15 protein-coding genes are annotated in these 16,956 nt (G+C 53.6%); 6 read left to right on the top strand and 9 right to left on the bottom strand.

All coding sequences use genetic code 11. The features are described 5' to 3' along the window. Positions 1-69: 69 nt before the first annotated feature. Both KRAC_RS14055 and KRAC_RS14060 read right to left on the bottom strand, forming a co-directional pair. Positions 70-876, bottom strand: coding sequence for an MBL fold metallo-hydrolase (locus tag KRAC_RS14055; protein WP_007908009.1), 807 nt, complete (start codon positions 874-876; stop codon positions 70-72). 28 nt (positions 877-904) lie between these two features. Then, positions 905-1,696 carry an NUDIX hydrolase gene (locus KRAC_RS14060; protein WP_007908010.1) on the bottom strand — a complete coding sequence of 264 codons (792 nt, stop codon included), beginning with the start codon at positions 1,694-1,696 and terminating at the stop codon, positions 905-907. A gap of 424 nt (positions 1,697-2,120) precedes the next feature. Between KRAC_RS14060 and aroE the strand changes: the two genes are divergently transcribed. Both aroE and KRAC_RS14070 read left to right on the top strand, forming a co-directional pair. Beyond that, positions 2,121-3,023: a shikimate dehydrogenase gene (aroE, locus tag KRAC_RS14065; RefSeq protein WP_007908011.1), complete on the top strand. Its 903-nt coding sequence runs from the start codon at positions 2,121-2,123 to the stop codon at positions 3,021-3,023. Between the two features lie 168 nt (positions 3,024-3,191). Further along, positions 3,192-4,136: a fumarylacetoacetate hydrolase family protein gene (locus KRAC_RS14070; RefSeq protein ID WP_007908012.1), complete on the top strand. Its 945-nt coding sequence runs from the start codon at positions 3,192-3,194 to the stop codon at positions 4,134-4,136. Positions 4,137-4,203: 67 nt separating this feature from the next. Here KRAC_RS14070 and KRAC_RS14075 read toward each other — a convergent pair whose 3' ends face one another. The 5 genes from KRAC_RS14075 to minC all read right to left on the bottom strand — a co-directional run bounded on the left by KRAC_RS14075 (position 4,204) and on the right by minC (position 9,367). Beyond that, a complete protein-coding gene (locus tag KRAC_RS14075; protein WP_007908013.1) occupies positions 4,204-5,172 on the bottom strand; it encodes a VOC family protein in 969 nt (322 codons plus the stop codon). A gap of 131 nt (positions 5,173-5,303) precedes the next feature. Further along, complete coding sequence (locus KRAC_RS14080; protein ID WP_007908014.1) at positions 5,304-5,990, bottom strand: hypothetical protein; 687 nt, start codon at positions 5,988-5,990, stop codon at positions 5,304-5,306. 1,204 nt (positions 5,991-7,194) lie between these two features. Continuing rightward, a complete protein-coding gene (gene minE / locus KRAC_RS14085; protein WP_007908016.1) occupies positions 7,195-7,554 on the bottom strand; it encodes a cell division topological specificity factor MinE in 360 nt (119 codons plus the stop codon). A gap of 12 nt (positions 7,555-7,566) precedes the next feature. Next, complete coding sequence (minD, locus tag KRAC_RS14090) at positions 7,567-8,403, bottom strand: septum site-determining protein MinD (RefSeq protein WP_007908017.1); 837 nt, start codon at positions 8,401-8,403, stop codon at positions 7,567-7,569. A gap of 190 nt (positions 8,404-8,593) precedes the next feature. After that, a complete protein-coding gene (gene minC, locus KRAC_RS61560; RefSeq protein WP_157506438.1) occupies positions 8,594-9,367 on the bottom strand; it encodes a septum site-determining protein MinC in 774 nt (257 codons plus the stop codon). 481 nt (positions 9,368-9,848) lie between these two features. Between minC and KRAC_RS14100 the strand changes: the two genes are divergently transcribed. Together KRAC_RS14100 and ftsH are read left to right on the top strand one after the other, a co-directional pair. After that, positions 9,849-10,670 carry an aldose epimerase family protein gene (locus tag KRAC_RS14100; protein ID WP_007908019.1) on the top strand — a complete coding sequence of 274 codons (822 nt, stop codon included), beginning with the start codon at positions 9,849-9,851 and terminating at the stop codon, positions 10,668-10,670. Between the two features lie 377 nt (positions 10,671-11,047). Then, on the top strand, positions 11,048-13,078 hold the full coding sequence (gene ftsH, locus KRAC_RS14105; protein ID WP_007908020.1) for an ATP-dependent zinc metalloprotease FtsH: 2,031 nt from the start codon (positions 11,048-11,050) through the stop codon (positions 13,076-13,078). A 78-nt stretch (positions 13,079-13,156) separates the two neighbouring features. Here the strand turns inward: ftsH and KRAC_RS14110 are convergent, their stop codons facing one another. Then, positions 13,157-13,639 (bottom strand): PaaI family thioesterase, encoded by a 483-nt coding sequence (locus tag KRAC_RS14110; protein ID WP_007908021.1) that lies wholly within the window; start codon positions 13,637-13,639, stop codon positions 13,157-13,159. Between the two features lie 364 nt (positions 13,640-14,003). On the opposite strand from KRAC_RS14110, the gene KRAC_RS14115 reads away from it, so the two are divergent. Next, positions 14,004-14,753: a hypothetical protein gene (locus KRAC_RS14115; protein ID WP_007908022.1), complete on the top strand. Its 750-nt coding sequence runs from the start codon at positions 14,004-14,006 to the stop codon at positions 14,751-14,753. A 72-nt stretch (positions 14,754-14,825) separates the two neighbouring features. Here KRAC_RS14115 and KRAC_RS14120 read toward each other — a convergent pair whose 3' ends face one another. Then, entirely contained in the window at positions 14,826-15,644 is an 819-nt protein-coding gene (locus tag KRAC_RS14120; protein WP_007908023.1) for a phosphatase PAP2 family protein, read from the bottom strand. A 380-nt stretch (positions 15,645-16,024) separates the two neighbouring features. Here KRAC_RS14120 and KRAC_RS61565 point away from each other — a divergent pair, with 380 nt between their 5' ends. Further along, entirely contained in the window at positions 16,025-16,921 is an 897-nt protein-coding gene (locus KRAC_RS61565) for a GNAT family N-acetyltransferase (protein WP_007908024.1), read from the top strand. The last annotated feature ends 35 nt before the right edge of the window (positions 16,922-16,956 follow it).

A 16,956-nucleotide genomic window follows, 5' to 3' on the forward strand; every position in this document is an offset into this window, starting at 1 on the left:
GTAGCTGCCAGTATCCACGACACCCCACAATCTGGCGAGCGTCACAGGCGCGAGACGTCACGCAGTGAGTTAACGAGAGGGGAGCAGGCTCCAGTGTTGCTGCGCATCAACCTGGGCACGACCCTCTTCTTGTAGCTTGATCAGATGGGCCTCCAGCGAGCGGGCCGCCATCGCATAGAGCTTCGGGTCGGTATCCGTATACACAAGCCGCACAAGCCCTATAAGCGTTGCAGGATGCCCAAACTGGTTCAGGGCGTCGATAATTTGACGCTCACGTTCCAGGCGGTGCGCGATATAGTCACTCAATTTCGCTTGCGGATCTTCAATGACGGGACCATGCGCCGGGACAATACGCGCGATTGGGAGCTGTTGCAAGCGCTTGAGCGTCTGCAAGTATACCCCCATATGCCCCTCAGGAGGAATGATGACGACCGTTCCCGTGCCAGCTACGACGTCGCCCGCGAAGAGGACGCCTTCGCGCTCAAGCCAGAAGCAGAGATGGTCAAAGCGGTGCCCAGGCGTATGAATGGCACGCAAGGTCGTATCGCCCAGATCAAAGGTCGCTCCATCGGGGATCTCATGGTCTGCCAGGGGAACGCCTGCCCGGCTAAAAGCAGAGATAGGAACCCCTATACGTTCGCGTAGCTCAGCTGCCCCTCCCACATGATCTGGGTGTCCATGTGTGATGAGAATATGGCGTATACCACCACGTACTTGGCCCTCTCGCACAATGCGCTCAAGGTGCTTTTGATCAGGATCGCCGGGATCAATGACAATGGCCCCCTCAGAACCACTGAGAAGCAGCGTATTGGTCCCTGGACCCGTCATCATAGAGGGGTTGGGGGCCAGAAGTATACTATAGCGTTCCTGCGACATGGATAATGCCTCCGTTCTCCGACGCGTGCTAGAGCTTCCAGAGAAAATCGGGATCTTCAGGCAGATAGACGAAAGGGCCGCCCTCTCGCTCCAGCCAGATCGGCTGATAGGTGGGGACATAGCGCGTTCGCGTAGCCGCCAGCGCTTCCTGCACTGTCGTGAAGGGCGCGAGGTCACGCAACTGGTGATAGGTCGGGAAGGCCACCGGGAAGGTTCCTTCAGCGAAACGCTTCAGAGCCTCGTCGGGACGTATCCAGAGACCCTCACTGGTTTCAAGCTGATCGTAGAGCGCCTCTTGCTCCATGGGGGCCACCGCCAGAAAAAAATGGGTATCAAACCGCCTCGGCAACTGCTCAGGCGTGATCCAGTGCGCGAAATAGGCCAGTTGCTCTGTCGCCAGCACCAGGTGCTCAGCCTGGACAATATCCAGCAATGTCGCACCGCGTGCATTGAGCCGCTGACGATACTCGGCGAAGCGAGGTACATCCTGCGCGCCGATGGCCAGCAACTGCTGCTGCTGATAGGCCAACAGAACATTGCCCTCCTCAAACAACTCGCGGATGGCGGCGGCCCGCACCCCACTGCCTAGCGCCGTACGCCCCTCAGGATCGGCGGCTGAAGGCTCCAGGGGAACACAGAGCGTCGCGCTCTGCTCCAGCTCTTTATCCACAGCGGATGCCGAGCCGCCAGGGAAGACATAGATATCAGGCATAAACTCGCTCTGCACCACTCGCCGCACCATAAATATCTCGATGCCCTGCTGCTGTGCAGTGTTCCGTAACAACATCACTGTTGCTGCCAGGCGTGGCTGCATGACCATAGAGAATTATTCTCCTTCTTCGCTTATGCTAGCGGTTGCTGTTTTTCTTATCGTATCACATAAGCTTTCGCGCCTGCGGCGCTCAAGGGTAAGGAGTGCGGGTGGTGTGTGTCGGGCGAGGCCCGACACACACCACCCGCACTCTACTCTTAATGTCAAGGGGCAACCTCGTCCCACTCCTCCGAGTCAAATGATTGTGGTGGGCTGGCGGAGCCAGCCCACCACAATCATTTGACTCGGAGGAGGCAATCGCTGGCAGACAGCTAGACAAATAGGGAGGATATGCTATGCTAGAGAAGTGAGCAGACCTGCCCCATATCCTGGTAGAGAAGTTCTGATATGATACAATGCGGCCAGGAGACCACACGCGATTGATCTCTTATTTTTGCGCACAGGGCAAAGTATAGACTGAGTTGGAGTTGACATGTCGGCCAGAAATATTGTTGTTGGGAGCAAGCAATCAGGCTCAAAGGGACCACAGCTACGAGTGGGGCTGATCGGCGATCCCGTGGCCCACTCGTTTTCGCCACGTCTCCAACAGCCAGCACTCGATGCTCTGGGCATTCCGGCCACCTATGAACTCTGGCGCACGCCCGCCGAGCAACTCCTGGTGCGCATACGCGCCTTGTGTCAGCAAGGGTGCCTGGGTGCCAATGTCACGATTCCCTACAAAGAGTCTGTCCTGCCCTTGCTGGATGTGGTTGATCCATTGGCGGCCCAGATTGGCGCGGTCAATACAATTGTCAATCGGGATGACTATCTACATGGCTATAATACCGATGCGCCGGGACTACTTCGCGCGCTCCATGAGCATGGGTTGGGCAGCCTACAAGCGGATGGAATGATCTCGCTAAAGGGGTATACCGCTGTACTGCTGGGGGCGGGCGGAGCGGCTCGCGGTGCAGCCTTCGCCCTGGCCAGTTCTGGCATTGAGTGCCTCGTCATTTTGAACCGGAGCCTGGAGCGCGCTCAGCTCCTGGCGGCACTTATTCAGAAGAGCTATGAGTGCCCCGTCTTCAGCCTTAGCGATTCCAATTTTCTTATCCCTCACTCCTCCTCGATCATTATCAACGCCACCTCGGTCGGACTGCACGAAGAGGCCAGCCCCTTGCCAGCCGATGTGCTGGCGCGTTTTAACGCCGACACCTTTGTCTACGATATGATCTACAATCCCATTCAGACGAACCTGCTCTTGCAGGCACGGACCATGGAACTTCGCGCCGCCAATGGTCTCTCCATGCTCCTGCACCAGGGAGCGCTGGCCTTTGAGCTGTGGACCAATCAGCCGGCTCCGCTTGAGATCATGCGCGCCGCCCTCATGCGCTAGAATTATAAAGAGTAAAGATAGCTTATCGTGTATTGCGGGCTTTGCCCGCAATACACGATAAGCTATCTTTACTCCCATATGTAGACGCGTGCTTGAGCAGCGTCGAGCACAAGCCTTCAGACATGATGTTGTACAATGAGATAGCAGCAAGAAGGAGGCGTCTCATACATGAGATTAGTAAGTTTTTCCAGCAGCCAGATTCCCAGGGCGCACCTGGGCATCCTGCACAACGACGAAGTTCTAGATGTGGACCTGGCGGGCAGGGCCCTGGGGCTAGACGTTCCCGACCAGGTGCTCACACTGATCGAAGACTATGATCGCTACCTGCCAGCGCTCCAGACATTAATGGAGAAGGCACAGTCGCGTAGCTTCCGCGAGGTGAAAACCTTTAGCGAGATTGGTGCAGCCCATACGCTAAATGAGGTCAGGCTGGCGGCTCCCATTCCCAGGCCACGTAAGAATATTTATTGCCTGGCGGTAAACTACAAAGCGCATGCTGAAGAGACCGCCAGTCAGCGCGATCACAAGGGGCAGACACCCGACATCCCCGTATTTTTTACCAAGTCCCCCACCAGCGTCAACGATCCCTACGGCGAGATTGAGCTTGATCCCCAGGTGTCAAGCGAGCTTGACTGGGAGGTAGAGCTGGGTGTTATTATCGGCAAGAGAGGCAAGAATATACCTGAAGCCGAAGCGCTTTCGTATGTCTTTGGCTATACCGTGCTCAATGACGTTACGGCGCGCGACTTGCAGAAGCGCCACAAGCAATTCTTCAAGGGCAAGAGCCTGGATGGTAGCTGCCCCATGGGTCCCTGCATCGTAACGGCGGACGAGATCGCGGACCCCCACAACCTGAATCTAAGCCTGCGCATCAATGGAGAGACCAAGCAAGATGGCAACACAAAGATGATGATCTTCAACATCAAGCGGGCCATCAGTGTGCTCTCGCAAGGCATGACCCTGGAACCTGGAGATATCCTGGCAACCGGCACGCCCAGCGGCGTGGGCTTCACACGTGTACCACCAGAGTTCCTTCAGGAGGGCGACGTGATGGAGTCGGAGGTCGAGGGCATCGGCGTACTCCGCAACCTGGTCGTCGCCGTCAAAAGGTAAACCTGTTAAAAAACAAAAAGTGCTGGTTCGCGTACGCGAACCAGCACTTTTTGTTTTTTAATAGCCCTTAGACATGAGACTCTTCGCGCAGCCAGGAGGGGATCGCCCCCCAGAGATTGAGCGCCGTCTCGCGGGTATGCCAGAGGCGTGGCGGCGTGGTGACATCGCGATCATAATACTGACTCAGGCCAGCGGACAACTCGATATGCAGACCGTCACTATCGGGGAACTGCAAGAAGAGGTCATCGCCAACGCCGTGGTGTCCTGGTCCCCACAGCAGCGGTACCTGCTGGTGACTGAGATAGTCGGCCCAGCCCAGCAGTTCACTGCCATCGGCGATGGTGAAGCCAACATGCTCGATTCCGGTCTGCCCCTCACTCAAGATCAGGCTATGGTGATCGTTGTTACAGCGCAACCAGGCACGCTCGCGCAGGAGCCAGTCAGAGATATCAAAACCCAGAGACTCGGTGTAGAACTCCACCATTTCTTCCAGGCGGCTGGTCTTCAAGGCCACATGTTGCAGGCCATAAGGACGCAGAAGCGCCCGGCGCGTCTTACGGTTGCTAGAGATAGCGGTATACAGTTCGTCAGGCATCACGGAGATTTCGACACGATTGCCATCGGGATCGTTCAACCAGAGCGCGTCTCCCAGGTCGGGAGCGCCATCGCGTGGCTCAAAGGAGAGTTCAATGCCAGACATTTGCAGGCGTGCCGCCATCGCGGCCAGTTCAGCATCGGTATCAACCGCAAAGGAGAGATGATGGAGAGTGGAGCGCACCACGGGACGCCGTCCATTCGTCGGGAAGACGCGTGTATCATTAAAGATACTCAGGGCGTGCATCTCCTCGCCTAAGGCGAGGAATATGGCTGCATCCTCTTCCTCAAGATGCTGCTCAAGCGAGCCATCAGCATGCGTATAGAGATCGAATCCCAGAACACGATGATAGAAACGAGCCTGGGCCTGTACATCCGAAGCCCATAAACCAATATGCACCAAACGCTTGACTCTAACCTTTTGAATTTGCTGATTGCTCAAGGCACAGCCCTCCTCATTTCTCAGCTGGTACGAGTTCTAACTACACCACATCCTATCATACCTAGCAAAAAGAGGGGGGTCAACGAATTGACCCGAAGGTCATAGGAAAGAAGGAAACAGCCCTTAGGGCCTTATTCACGCGGCAGCTTCCAGGAATGGCGTGTAGAGTAGGGCAGAGTAGAGCCATCCCTCACGCCTTCCTCCTCGTACAGGAACTGGGTTCGTGGAACATCGTCTGTCTGCCTTCTTTGTTCTTCATGGAGGAAGTGCCGAACGCCACTAGAGGAGAGATCAATCGTATTCATAATACGTACCCGAGAGGTAGAGAGTAGCGGCATAGGCGTCTCAAGCATGCCTCGCATGGTGTGGAAAGGACGATACAGCCGCATGGCAGCCTGCATATGACGCATACGCAACATCTTTTTGTAGACCAGCACCACACGAATCTCACGCACAAGAAGCCCTGTTACAATCCCAGCGATAAAGCACCAGGCCACAATCAGCACCAGGAGCAATATCCAGAGCTGGTAGATGAAGAGAGGCACGCATACACTGAACGCTATCAGCGTCAGTACAGCGAGGCTGGAGGCTAGCATAGAGAGGGCGCGATACTGACGTTGCCTGAGCTTCAGCAAGTGCCCTGGCGCATCCAGAGCAGGATACCAGAGACCTTTGAGCCGCAAGAAGCGCCGTTGTTGCGCGACCGGGCTTGTCGAAAGGCTATGGCGCCACTGTAGAGGCCAGATAGCCCGACTGACACGCAAAGCCAGACCCGGTGTCTGCACACGTCCGACATTGGTAGACATTCCCTTGCACATATTGCTCTCCCCACTTCCCTTCTTACCACGAAAACCAACCCCCATTCGGGGACACAGCGGCGCCACTGTCGTGGTAGCGCTGCGCGCTCAGGTTTTCGAAAGGTAGTAACCAGTACACCTGGTAAAACAACGGACCAATAACAGGTGGAAAGCGCCTAAAAATAGAGGGTCCGCTAGAGGGTCCGCGTTTGGTACTGTAAGAGGCCGGGGAAAACAAACTATGTGCTGGTGGCATAGAGTTTCTGCACATAGCAAACGAAAAATAGACGGCAACGAAGTGCCGGCATAGCAACCGAGCACCTCAGTTTCCGGCGTAGTAGACACCTTGCTTGACTCAACACCACCATTTGAGCGGGTACGAGCACACCCAACATCCATGAATGTGACCGCTAAAGCCAGACCTTCGCGCCACCATATACCACCCAACATCACCACCTGCGAAGGAAAAAAGTGCAGTCCTCCAGGAGCTCACGAGCCATTATCTCGCTACATCCCCACACATCCACTCCACCGGCCTGAGATAAAGGCCAGCTCAAAGAGGACTACAGCATTTTACATCTAGCGTAACATTCCTTTTCCACTCATCCACACCTCAGCCCGCACCAGAGAGCAGAGAAAGGCCGAGACCTCTCAACTCTGGAGACATGAAAATCCATGTCGCTCTACATGCGTGCTGAGTGCTCGTGAACCGCTCAAAGTCCACCCATCCACACCACAAGAAGCAAGTTGCAGGCGATGCAAACACATCGACCCACGCCAAGGTGTTACTTTACACCGGCACTTCGCTGCCGTACACTGAAACATCTACACTGTAAATATAGCTGTTTCAGCGATATTGGAAAATTGTTTGGTAAGATCACTTCCCATACAAAGCGGATTCGCACAATGTTTTCGATAAAAGGTTTATTTCATTGTTGCTGAACGTATTGTAACATGTGTCATTCCATTTAGTGGTTGTGAAGCTATGAAGATTCAGTTAAGGACAATTAATTTTTTTATGAAGTTCTTAACCATATAAATGAATAATTTATGTATAAAGATATTTCTACTTTTCCCCGATTCGTGCTAAACGCATGAGGTAATGTGACGAAGCTTTCATAGTTAAACTTTATAGAAACCAGAGAGGGAAAAGCCAGCCACGACACCCTGGACGATGGCTTGCCCTTCCCTCTCTGGCTCGATATTGAGTTGTATCGATTACACTTTAAATTTCGGCGCTATCCGAATCATCATCTGCATCTGTGAGAAACACCTTGCCGCGCAGCACGTTTGTCGCGGGGGTATGCGATGGTGGATCCCATTCAAAACCCACACGCTGACGTTTGATAGGCACATTCGCCAGCAGCTTATCATAGCCTTCGTCGCGCGAGAAAATAACCTGCATTTGCTCCTCATCGACATCCAGACGACGTGAAAGCACGCTTGCTAACTCTTGTTTGATCAGTTCTAGTAGCTCTGGATTGAGCTTTAAACGATCATTGACCAGCACCACTTTGAGACGCTCCTTGGCGATCTCACCTGGTGTCTGCTTCTTCCGACCAACCATAAACTCAAAGACACCCATAACCGGCCCCCTTTAAGACGATTGAGAGCGCAAACGCTTCTCAGTTGAGGCAGGACCAAAGCCCACCAGGCGGCGCAACCGCTCTAGCAGAGACGGAACGTCTGCAACCTCGTCAAGCGGAATCTCCTCGCCCAAAATACGCTGAGCAGCATTCAGGAAGGAGCGGCCAGCACGGGAACGCCGCTCATACACTGCGGGTTCGCCTTTGTTCGTCGCTACAATAATGGCTTCATCCTCAGGGATGATACCCAGCAGGTCGATACCCAACACTTCCAACACATCCGCAACATCCATCATATCGCCTCGTTTCACCATTTCTGGACGCAGACGGTTCAAGATCAAACGAGGTTCGGGCTTTCCCGCAGCCTCCACCAGGCCAATAATGCGATCCGCATCACGGACCGATGCCATCTCCGGGTTCGCAACAATAATAATTTCATCTGCACCCACAATGGCATTTCGAAAGCCTTGCTCGATACCGGCAGGGGAGTCAATGACAATGAATTCAAACTCCTGGCGCAGCTGTTGGCAGAGCTGCTCCATCTGAACACTATTCACAGCATTCTTGTCACGTGTTTGCGCAGCGGGGAGAAGATAGAGTTCGGGAAGACGTTTATCCTTGATCAAAGCCTGGCGCAAGCGACATTGTCCCTCGACAACATCCACCAGGTCATAGACAATCCTATTCTCCAGGCCCAGGACGGCGTCCAGGTTGCGTAGGCCGATATCTGAGTCGACCACGGCCACCTTTTTGCCTTGCATTGCTAAAGCTGTGCCTAGATTCGCGGTTGTCGTGGTCTTACCCACGCCACCTTTACCCGAAGTAATCGTAATCACCCTGCTGTCCATGCTCTACTCCCAAATGCTAAAACTCGTTCAGCCACTATCGGCTCGGACGTTGCCTTGCGCTCGCATCTCATGCCCGTCCGCATCGCTATTTAGTATACCACGAACCTGCACGTCACCAAAGTTTCACAAGCCTGCCATGGCTAACCAGACCTACCACATCACCGCTACCCAGAACAGTTTTTATGCCATCTTATTTACGAGGTGGGCGACCATTCATCCAGGTCTCAACAATAATCTGGTTATTGCGTATCATCGCCACTTCAGGATAAGGTTGCACCTCAAAGCCTTCGGGTGGCCTCGAAAGCAGGTGCGCAATCCGTAGCTGCACGGGCGAGAGATAGAGCGAGCAGACGAGAGCCTGGTCGTTATCTGGATAACCTGCATGCACCATGCCTTTGAGCATCCCCCAGACAATGATATCGCCACCAGCCACTATCTCGGCTCCGGGATTGACATCGCCCAGAATGACGACATGGCTGTGATGACTGATGGCCTGGCCCGAGCGAACCGTACGCCGAATGAAGAGCGCGTCATCAAGCGAACGGGGATCACGCTGCTCATAGACATCTTCACCGGGCGAGGAGGGATTACCCTCGGCCTTCATATCGGCTTTCATATCTAACTGGCGCGTCACAACTGCCCTGGGTACTACAATAGGAGGGCGAGAAGGCGTCTCGGGTGTGGGAAACGTAATTGTGCGCGCGTCTCTGCGCGCCTCCGCGGCTTTTTCAAGTGGAGCAACAGACATCTGGTATTCGGCCAGGAGCCGTTCTAACTGGATGCGTTCCGTCACACGCAGGTTACGGCGCGTGGTATCCACCGTCAAAGAGGCGCCACGAAAAAAGGCAGGAGCCTCTTCCAGGCGCATCGTCAGTGCCTGGAGTAAATCATTAAATGGGGTTTCTGGCTCTAGCGTCAGGAGCAAGCCACTACGAGTTCCTTTGATAGCGATATTCGCTGACACCGTTTGTTTCTCCTCACTATGCTGCCCATACGGTTGCCTTTTGACCTGAGACACTTCGCGAAGCGATTGTTCCTCCATACCCAATTGCAGTCCCCATACTCTAAACGAAAGCAACACGGCGTCCATAGAGAACACCAAACAACTAGATCAATTGTAGCGCATATGCCTACATAGATAGATATGCTTCTTAGACTATCTACAGTATAAGCTTGTCGAGATTAAAACGCAATAGAGTACACGAGTTTTTGGCCGCAATAGGATTACTGGCAGATATTAACCCAAATGGTGCTACTTTCTATGTTTCCCTGCTTTAAACTGTAACATGCAGCATGCAGGAAGTGAGACCAGGCTGCCAAAGTGGTAATATGAAGGCGTGCAGTAGCACACATCTATCATCCCTGATGACATAACCCACTTCTCAAAACGCGATTTTTACAGAAGGAGGATGCGCGGCTACTCTAGCTAGCAGGCGCACAACACTATGGCTGCATTTACGCATTTTCCCATGCCCAATGAACGCGTCATTACCAGCGGAACCACCACTATCGCGGTCATGCCTGAGATCAACCTGGTATCACATTTCCAGGTTGGCGATTGGCAGGTGCTCTACCGGGCATCGGAGACGGGGAACGTCAAGCGCTGGGGTATTCCCCTGATGATCCCTAACTTCGGTCGGCTGAAAGATGGTCTCTTTGAAGAGAAGGAGACCACTCTGCCTATGCATGGCTTTGCACGCAACATGCCATGGTCGGTCGTGGAACACACCGAGACGAGTATTCGCCTCCAGCTTACAAGCAATGAGGCTACGCGCGTAAGCTATCCCTATGATTTTGTCTTTACTAGTGAGATCGTGGCAGGCGAGGGAAGCCTGACCTATATGCTCACAATGGAGAATAAGAGCGATGAAACAATGCCTATCGCGCCCGGCTTTCACCCCTATTTCGCCCTGGACCAGGGGAAGAAGTCTCGCGTGATTGTCAACGACCTCGAAGGCTTCAATGCTAGCACGGTCCACTGGGACACCAGTCCACCCGATAATCACTACCCCTTCAAGCAACAGGCCAGTTTCGCGTTTCCACAACAAGGCACCCTGCGCATCGCAGAGGTTCCACACGCTGGGCACTACCTGCTCAAAGAGATGCAGGTCTGGTCGGAACCAGTCACGGCGCCCGATCATGAGTTTATCTGCTTTGAGCCAATTGTGACCCACGAGAATGGCCTCAACCGTCCCCAGGACCGGATCAATATCGCCCCCCATACTCAGCAACAGATCACCCTGCGCCTGCAAGCACAACCTCGCTAAACTCCGGTTGTAAGTGGTAGAGAAGTGCAGGCAGGCGGGGCGCCTGCCTGCACTTCTCTACCACTTACAACCACCAAATTTTTTTGACTGCAACGTTGCAGTCCTCTCTATCGTAGAGATAGTAACATGTGTAGCAACGTTAGGGAGCGAGCGCATAAACACCACAAAAGCAGGTAGCCCGACCTCTTCTTCCCAGGAGTCATATTACCAGAGACAAGAGTACGGTGTACCGGTAGCTGCTACGTTTATGCGTGCATTTCCCATGCCAGTACGCTATAATAAGGCATGCCATACGCTAGCTCAAACATATCCAATTTCAACACCACACACACTTCATGGGACATATATGTCTGAGGCCCAGAAAGCAGGTAACTTATATGGACAGACAGCCGGGGAATAGATACTGGCTTCAAAATAACAACGATAGGCAGCAAATACGCCCGAGTGGCCCTCCCAACAATAATGGGCAGAATCAACAGCCACGACCATCCAACCGACTCAATTCTGTGTTGCTAGCCCTCGTTGTCGTTATGCTGGGCCTGGCTCTTTTCAACTTTTTCAACAACGCCAGCCAGAACACTACCAACTCATCACAAAGCAACGATTTAAGCTATACGCAATTTTATCAGCAAATCCAACAGAAGAACATCAAGTCTGCCACGATAGTAGGGCAAAGCGACATCACTGGTACGTTACGCGAACCTTTTAAGGGCAAGCCAAATTTCCATGTTTACCAGCTTCCCAACGGGGATGATAAACTGGCCCAGAATCTGATTCAGAGCGGGGCTACGGTCACCTATCAGCCGCCACCTGACAATTCGTTCTGGCTGAACCTGCTTATCGCATCCATACCCTGGATCTTCCTGATTGGCTTTATCTTCTTCCTGACACGCCGCGCCTCACAGGGGCAGCAGGGCATCTTTAGCTTCGGCAAGAGCCGCGCTAAACTGATCCTTGAGGATCGCCCCAGCACCACCTTCGCGGACGTCGCAGGCGTGGACGAGTCAAAATATGAGCTTCAGGAAGTTGTTGAGTTTCTCAAGACACCCCAGAAGTTCCAGCGCCTGGGCGGTAAGATCCCTCGCGGCGTGCTGCTGGTAGGCCCTCCAGGAACCGGTAAGACGCTGCTGGCACGCGCGGTCGCTGGTGAAGCTGGTGTTCCCTTCTTCTCAATGAGCGGCTCTGAGTTTGTCGAGGTTCTCGTAGGTGTCGGCGCCAGCCGTGTCCGCGACCTCTTTGACCAGGCAAAGAAGGCCTCACCCAGCATCATCTTCATTGACGAAATTGACGCCGTTGGTCGCCAGCGCGGTTCAAGCATCAACACCAATGATGAGCGCGAGCAGACCCTTAACCAGTTACTCGTTGAGATGGATGGATTCGATAACCGCCAGGCAGTCGTCGTGGTCGCCGCCACGAACCGCCCGGATGGACTCGACCAGGCGCTGCTACGCCCGGGCCGCTTTGATCGACGTGTTACCGTCGACCGCCCCGACTGGAATGGCCGCCTTGCCATCTTGAAGATTCATACGCGCACTGTACCCCTGGCACCCGATATCAACCTGACAGCCATCGCCCGCAGCACGACTGGTATGGTTGGTGCGGACCTGGCCAACCTGGTCAACGAGGCCGCGATTATCGCGGCACGCCGTAACCTGGATTATGTCACACAGCCCAGTTTCGACGAGGCTCTAGACAAGATTCTGCTGGGTGCCGAGCGCCCACTCGTGCTGAGCGATGCGGACCTCGATGTGACAGCCTATCATGAGGGCGGGCACGCGCTTGCAGGTCTGGTCACCGAGGAATGCGATCCCGTGACCAAGGTCACAATTGTCCCACGCGGGCAGGCCCTGGGCGTGACTATGTCGACTCCGCTTGATGATCGCTACAACTACTCCAGGGAGTACTTGCTGGCCCAGCTCGTCTACGCCCTTGGTGGTCGAGCCGCCGAACAGGTCATTTTTGACCGCATCACCACAGGCGCGGAGAACGATCTGCAACGCGTTACACAGATCGCGCGGCAAATGGTAGCTCGCTGGGGTATGAGCGAGCGCCTGGGTACGGTCTCCTTTAGCGAGCGTCAGAGTCCTTTCATGGGCAGCGATATGGGCAATCCGACCGATTATAGCGAGGAAACGGCCCAGATCATTGACGAAGAGGTGTCGCGCATCATCAATGAATGTTATGAACGTGCCCTCAACGTCATGCGCACCTATCGCCCGACTCTCGACCGGATCGCGAAAGATCTGCGCACGCACGAAACCATTGACGCCAAGCAGCTGCATACGATTATGGAGAGCACGGGAGCACCCATTGCTTCCACCCAGCTCCACCCAACCCCACAGCAGGTACAGGTCGTCGAGGCCCCTCCTCCTCCCGCCTCACTCCTCCAACCACCCGAGATGCAATAGAAGGTTGAGAAAAGCGAAGAGCCGTGCGGCCCTGTTCAGGGCCGCACGGCTCTTCGCTTTTCTCAACGGCTGCTCCACTTATTTAGGTGTGGGAGTAAAAAAATCACGCATACCAGGATACTCTTGCATAATCTCATCAATAGTCTGATTTGATAGCGCCATAAAGGTTCCATGCGCCTCGGCCAGCACGACACTCTCGTCCTCCGCCAGGGTAAGGTAGCCAGATGCCTGCGACATACGCCCTCGCTGGAGACCAAGCTTCGCCCGGACACGCAACAGAGGTCCATAGGGAACATAGCGTCGATAGCGCACATCCAGGCGCCCGGTCATTGTCCAGGCGGGCGTATCGGTAAGCATAGTGGTGCGATTGAGGGCCTCATCTAGCACAGCGGCAACAATGCCACCATGAATAACTCCTGGAAACCCCTGGTGCTCAGCCGCAGGCCGAAAGTCCGAGACCACCGTATCCCCATCCAGGCTAAATACCATTTTGAGGCCATAGGGATTCCGTTGGCCGCACACAAAACAGAGCTGATAATCAGTCGTATCATTCAATTCCATGGTTATATGTTCCTAACGTTTCTTTGGCATAAGCAAGGCGAACTCTCTTCCCCGGTTGAGTCTATCATAGTTACTAAGAAGCGGCAAACGTGCAGCCATCTACGGCCAGGAGCGCAGAGAGCGAAACTACCCGGCATCCCTACACGTGCTTAATACAATAAACATCTCTTGCCTGGCAGGTTGCCTCTTGCCAACTGCCGTCACTATGGAGTATCTTTCTCAATAATAGCTGTCACTATTCGTGCCCCCAAACCCGACAACAATACGCGTATACTACGCCAGGTTGACAGTTTCAGGTATTTTGCAGCCAGGCAATCGTTGTTATGTAGACGTCCGTACATAGTTTTAGGAAGAGAAGTGCATTATGACAGTTACCGATCACGCGCAAGCCACATCTCCCACTGATCAGAAAAAAGAGCGCAAAAAGCTCGCCAAGCGCGAAGCCCAGCTTATGCTGAAAATTGAAGAGAGCAAGAAAGAGACCCAGAAGGCTGAGCAGAAGGTATCCAAAGCCCAACAGCGCCTCGAGGAAGCCCAGGTAACGCTCCACAATTTAGAGATGCAGCTACAACAGGTACAGGGCTCCCTGGAGACCACTCCAGGCAAGAAGAAAAACAAAAAAGCTACCAATGAAACAGAAGAGCAGCCTCCCATCACATCCTCCGCACCTATCCTTGAGGAACTGACAGATACTCCTGTGACAAATACACTCGAGCAAGAGCATGCAGCTCTACACGCTGGATCAGCCGCTCAGGTCGAGTCAGCACCAGAGCCAGTTCCCCTGAACGATATTCTTCAGGAGCCAACCCAAGAACACACCCCTGAAACCGTTTCAGCACTCGACAACAGTCGCGCGGAACCCACAAGCCAGGTTAACACAGAGAAGCAGCCTGCCACCCAGGCCAGCGTAGATCAATCACGGACCCAGGAGGAAAGCGAGTCCTCTCCATCCTCAAGTACCGAGGAAACGCTAACCACACAGGATCAGGAGGAACCTACCGCTGAAGCAGAAACGCAAGAAGGGGATAAAACAGGCGAGCAAGAAGAGACGACAGAACACGAAACATCTACTGGTCGTAGCCATCATCGTAGACGACGAAGCAGTAACGCGTAAGTGGCACATACACAAAGAGGAGGGGAACAACAGTGGATGTTGTTCCCCTCCTCTTTGTGTATCAGCTAGAACCTATGATGAATGGGCTGGGCGAGCCTTCGCGGACGAGTGCGTATTTTTATACTCAAGTACGCCTCGGCGCTTCAAACGGCCATAGATCCAGAGCGTTACAGAGAGCAGGAAGAGGCCAATCATATAGGCACCCAGCACATCTGAGGACCAGTGGTCGCCGAGATAGACGCGTGATGGGCCTACCAGGATCACAAACAACGCAGGGATAATTAGCAACACATAGTGCCACCAGCGATCGCGCTTAAAGAGAATCACCCCGAATGAGAAGAGCAGCCCCCAGAAGGCGACATATCCCATCACATGGCCACTAGGAAAGCTTTTGCCACCGGCGACTTGGAGAATTTCGACCAGGTTTGTTGTCGGGCGCGGTCGTCCAATCCAGACCTTGAGCAGACCGTTCAGAAGCGAACTCACGGTGGTATGCACGATGAGAATAAGCGCCTCCAAACGCAAATTGACGACCCAGAAGATAACCGCCGCCACAATAATAAATAGGATCGACAACATAAGATTGGTCCCAATGTAGCTAACGGCCGTCATCAGTATATCTAACCACGGAGTCCGTTGCTCTTGAAACTCCTGCGTAATAAAAACATCAATATTGAGGACGGCATTAAAATGCACATAGGCGGCCAGAGCGCCAAAAAGCACAAGCAGAATGGCATCAAACATGATCAAGACACTCGTCTTGCGTAAGACGCTCCACCAGGGGGAGCGCGATTCCTCTACCTCCTGCTGCGCCTTCTGTACCGTCTCCTGAGCATGGCCCTCAAGCTCTTTCATCCCTTCATCTTTAGAAGATGCATTCTGTTCTGGCATGGTCTCCTCCTCTATGTCTCACGAACTGGTATTAAACCAGCCTGCTTTACGGGGTGTTCTCAGCGGCTGCAACCCTTCGCTAGGATATAAGGGTGTTCTCAGCGGCTGCAACCCTTCGCTAGGATATAAGGGTGTGGTGAAGAAATGCCTGCGGCATTTCTTCACCACACCCTTATATCCTAGCGAGCCACGTAGTGGCGAGAAGTCTCGATAACTAACTCCCTATCAAAAATTGTAGTTGTCTACAACGGAAATCATCTTTACGGATAGGTAAACGATACATATAGCACGTCCAGGACTGAGCAATGGTTGCGAAATATATTGACGAAAATGACATTTTCTCGCTATAGTCAACACAGGAAAGGGAGGTACCACTGGTCATGTCACATATTGAAGTACGACCGGCACAGGCAGAGGATCGCGAGGCGATTCTAGCCTTCTGCGCACATACCTGGGAACATGGAGATTATATTGAGCACGTCTGGGATGAATGGCTACAGAATCCAGCGGGGCAGCTCATTGTAGCCACAGTTGATAAACAACCTGCGGCCCTGGTGCATATGGAGATGCTTACGCCCGAGGACGCCTGGCTGGAGGGCCTACGCGTCGCTCCAGAATTTCGCCGCCAGGGACTGGCACGCAAAGTAAATGAGGCCGCGCTGGCCGAGGCTATGCGGCGCGGCGCGCAATATGCACGTATGGCTATTTCACATATCAATGAGCGCTCACAGCAGGTGAGTGAAGGGGGATATTTTCGCCGCGTGGGAGCTATTCTCCCCTTTAATACCAAAGCCACGCCCGAGAAAATCACGCGTGTACATGGCAGCGATAAACCGCGCCTGGCCACGCTTGACGACCTGGACGCCATCATTGACTTCTTAAATGCCTCGAATATCTTTCCCATCGTCGGAGGTCTCTACTACCTGCGCTTCCGCGCTTACCCCATCACGGCAGAGTTTCTAGAGAAAAAGATCAAGGCACAACAAATTTATGTTCTTCATCGCTGGGAACGCCTGGATGGGCTGGCCATCATTGAGGTGCGCGAGAACCCAACAGTAAGTCTCTCAGTCGGGTACATCGACGGAACCGCCATCGAAGCCATCAGCCTCATCGGCAACGAGCTACTCCAGCATGCAATCGAGATAGAGATCGAAAACGTACGCATCTACGCGCCCGACATGGTTATTATACGCGATGCCTTCGCGGGCCTGGGCTGTGAAGAGGCCATCGCCGAAGACAGTGAAGTCTATTATACCTACGAGCGAGGACTTTTTTAACTGATGAAGAATATAATGATGCTGGCAGCATGTGG

This window comes from Ktedonobacter racemifer DSM 44963 (assembly GCF_000178855.1).
In the GTDB taxonomy this organism is placed as follows: Bacteria; Chloroflexota; Ktedonobacteria; order Ktedonobacterales; family Ktedonobacteraceae; genus Ktedonobacter; species Ktedonobacter racemifer.

Coding starts and splice junctions, on each gene's coding strand:
- KRAC_RS14110 (WP_007908021.1), bottom strand. CDS start 13,639: ATGGAATTGAATGATACGACTGATTATCAGCTCTGTTTTGTGTGCGGC.
- KRAC_RS14115 (WP_007908022.1), top strand. CDS start 14,004: ATGACAGTTACCGATCACGCGCAAGCCACATCTCCCACTGATCAGAAA.
- KRAC_RS14060 (WP_007908010.1), bottom strand. CDS start 1,696: ATGGTCATGCAGCCACGCCTGGCAGCAACAGTGATGTTGTTACGGAAC.
- KRAC_RS61565 (WP_007908024.1), top strand. CDS start 16,025: ATGTCACATATTGAAGTACGACCGGCACAGGCAGAGGATCGCGAGGCG.
- ftsH (WP_007908020.1), top strand. CDS start 11,048: ATGGACAGACAGCCGGGGAATAGATACTGGCTTCAAAATAACAACGAT.
- minE (WP_007908016.1), bottom strand. CDS start 7,554: ATGGGTGTCTTTGAGTTTATGGTTGGTCGGAAGAAGCAGACACCAGGT.
- KRAC_RS14080 (WP_007908014.1), bottom strand. CDS start 5,990: ATGTGCAAGGGAATGTCTACCAATGTCGGACGTGTGCAGACACCGGGT.
- KRAC_RS14120 (WP_007908023.1), bottom strand. CDS start 15,644: ATGCCAGAACAGAATGCATCTTCTAAAGATGAAGGGATGAAAGAGCTT.
- minD (WP_007908017.1), bottom strand. CDS start 8,403: ATGGACAGCAGGGTGATTACGATTACTTCGGGTAAAGGTGGCGTGGGT.
- aroE (WP_007908011.1), top strand. CDS start 2,121: ATGTCGGCCAGAAATATTGTTGTTGGGAGCAAGCAATCAGGCTCAAAG.
- KRAC_RS14100 (WP_007908019.1), top strand. CDS start 9,849: ATGGCTGCATTTACGCATTTTCCCATGCCCAATGAACGCGTCATTACC.
- KRAC_RS14055 (WP_007908009.1), bottom strand. CDS start 876: ATGTCGCAGGAACGCTATAGTATACTTCTGGCCCCCAACCCCTCTATG.
- KRAC_RS14070 (WP_007908012.1), top strand. CDS start 3,192: ATGAGATTAGTAAGTTTTTCCAGCAGCCAGATTCCCAGGGCGCACCTG.